The 2,290-nt window shown below is 74.1% G+C and carries 2 protein-coding genes and 2 pseudogenes; 2 read left to right on the forward strand and 2 right to left on the reverse strand.

What is annotated here, in order from left to right; all coding sequences use genetic code 11:
* Positions 1-706: pseudogene (locus AX737_RS34815) on the forward strand (hypothetical protein); the annotation flags it as partial.
* A gap of 18 nt (positions 707-724) precedes the next feature.
* On the opposite strand, the gene AX737_RS23890 reads toward AX737_RS34815, so the two are convergent.
* Positions 725-922, reverse strand: a complete 198-nt coding sequence (locus tag AX737_RS23890) for a hypothetical protein (protein ID WP_066925728.1) — start codon at positions 920-922, stop codon at positions 725-727.
* Positions 923-1,092: 170 nt separating this feature from the next.
* On the reverse strand, positions 1,093-1,887 hold the full coding sequence (gene xth / locus AX737_RS23895; RefSeq protein ID WP_066925730.1) for an exodeoxyribonuclease III: 795 nt from the start codon (positions 1,885-1,887) through the stop codon (positions 1,093-1,095).
* Between the two features lie 84 nt (positions 1,888-1,971).
* Here xth and AX737_RS23900 point away from each other — a divergent pair.
* Positions 1,972-2,290: pseudogene (locus tag AX737_RS23900) on the forward strand (hypothetical protein); the annotation flags it as partial.

The raw sequence follows: 2,290 nt of genomic DNA on the forward strand, positions 1-2,290 counted from the left end.
GCACCAGATCGACCACCGCCTCACCGGCCAGGCCCGCGCCGCGGTCGCGGCCCGCCTCGCCACGGTGCGGCTGATGGACGGGAAGCCCCTCCAGGCGCTGGAGGCGATCGACGCGACCCACCTGCCGGAGCTGCCGGCCGACCTGCGCCGCGCCCGCGCCCTGGTGCGCGCCCGCGCCCTGTCGGATCTGAGCCGTACGGACCTCGCCCTGGAGACGATCGAGGACGAGGGCGGCCCCGACGTCGCGCGCCTCAGGGCCGACATCCTCTGGGCGGCCCGGCGCTGGCGCGGCGCCGGCGAGGCGCACGAGGCGCTGCTCGGCGAGGTCTGGCGCGGCGGCAAGTCCCTCGACGCGGCCGCCCGCGCAGACGTGATCCGCGCCGGCATCGCCTACGACCTCGCGGACGAGCGCCTGGGCCTGGAGAGACTGAAGGCCAAGTTCGCCGGCCTGATGGCCGAGAGCGCGGACGCGCGCAGCTTCGCGCTGATCACCGGCGCCGACCCGACGCGCCAGCCGGGCTTCCGCGAGATCGCCCAGCGCGCCTCGAAGGCCGAGACGCTCGGCGCCTTCCTGGCCGAGTACCGCAAGCGCTATCCCGACGCCGCCGCGCCCGAGCGCGGCCGGGCGGACGGCGGCTCCCCGCCGGGTCCGGGGGAGGGCGCGCAGAGCCGCGCGGAGACGCAGCCGGCGCCCCCGCCCGGATAGCGCGCCCGGATCGGTCGGCTACGAGCCGAACTGCGAGCCGAGCTGCTCCAGGTACTCGGCGAGGTCGAGGCCGCCGACGCGCTTGCCGTAGTCGAAGCGCTGGCCCTGGCGGATGTCGATGCTGGCGCTGCGGGTCGTCAGTGTGAACGGGCGCACGCAGACCCAGGCGCCGTCGCGGCGATGCTCGAAGTATCCGAGGATGTCGTGCTTGGCCATTGGACCCACCGGGAACGGAAATCGGCAGGTTAACGGCCGGAAACGCCGGCGGTTCGACTGCTCATCCGAAATCGTCGCTCGCGGCGTTACGCTCAAGCTTGGTCCGGGGCGGAGCGGACGGGCGTCCCGGCGATGACGGGGCGGCCCCGACCGCTCGCGCCGAAGCGGCCTCAGCCGTCGAGCAGTTCCACCGTCACCGGAACGTGGTCCGAGGGCTTCTCCAGGCCGCGCAGGTGCTTCTGGACCGAGGCCGAGACCAGCCGGTCGGCGGCCTGCGGCGAGAGCAGCAGGTGGTCGATGCGGATGCCCTGGTTCCGCGGCCAGCAGCCGGCCTGGTAGTCCCAGAAGGTGTAGACCCCCGCGCGCGGGTCGCAGGCCCGGAGCGCGTCGGTGAGACCCTCGGCGAGCAGGCTCCGGAAGGCCGCGCGCGATTCCGGCCGGAACAGCGCGTCCTCGCGCCACGCCTCCGGGTCGGCGGCGTCCTCCGGGTCCGGGATGACGTTGTAGTCGCCGGCCAGCACCAGCGGCACTTCGGCGTCCATCAGCGCGCGGGCGTGCCGGCGCAGGCGCTCGAGGAAGGCCAGCTTGTAGGGGAATTTCTCGCTCGCCACCGGGTTGCCGTTGGGCAGGTAGATCGAGGCGACCCGCACCGGCGCGACGCCCTCGCCCGCGACCAGCCCCTCGATGTAGCGCGCCTGGACGTCGGCCTCGTCGCCCGGCAGGCCGCGCCGCACCTCGGTGAGCGCGAGCGGCCGGCGCACCAGCAGCGCGACGCCGTTATAGGCCTTCTGTCCCAGCGTCTCGACCCGGTAGCCCGCCGCCTCGATCTCGGCGCGGGGAACGGACTCGTCCTGGCACTTCAGCTCCTGCAGGCAGACCACGTCGGGCTTGGCCTCGCCCAGGAAGGCCGTGAGGTGCCCGACCCGCTGCTTGATCGAGTTGACGTTCCAGGTGCTGATCCGCATCACGCCGCGTCCCTTGAGGCCGGCGCCCGTCATCGGGCCTTCGCACCCGCCTGACAAGCGGCGGGCGGGGGAGAAGGGGCCACGATGAGCACCGACTGGTTCGAGCCGATCCGGGCCTATTGCGAGCGCGCCGGCGCCGGGTTCTGGGACGAGCCGCTGAACGCCGCGACGAACGCAGCCTTCCTAGTCGCGGCGCTGGCCGCCGCCCGGCGCGCGGGGCGCGACCCGGCCGCCCTGGCGCTGGCCGCCCTCGCCGGCATCGTCGGGATCGGCTCGTTCCTGTTCCACACGCTCGCCGTGCACTGGGCGATGCTGGCCGACGTGATCCCGATCGCGCTCTTCATCTACGGCTACTTCTTCCTCGCCCTGCGGCGCTTCCTCGGGCTCGGGGGGCTTGCGGCGG

The sequence above is a fragment of the Methylobacterium sp. CCH5-D2 genome (genome assembly GCF_001556475.1).
Lineage (GTDB): Bacteria > Pseudomonadota > Alphaproteobacteria > Rhizobiales > Beijerinckiaceae > Methylobacterium > Methylobacterium hispanicum.

What these genes read in the sequence shown, in the direction of transcription:
- AX737_RS23890 (WP_066925728.1), bottom strand. Translation starts at nt 922, where the DNA reads ATGGCCAAGCACGACATCCTCGGATACTTCGAGCATCGCCGCGACGGC.
- xth (WP_066925730.1), bottom strand. Translation starts at nt 1,887, where the DNA reads ATGCGGATCAGCACCTGGAACGTCAACTCGATCAAGCAGCGGGTCGGG.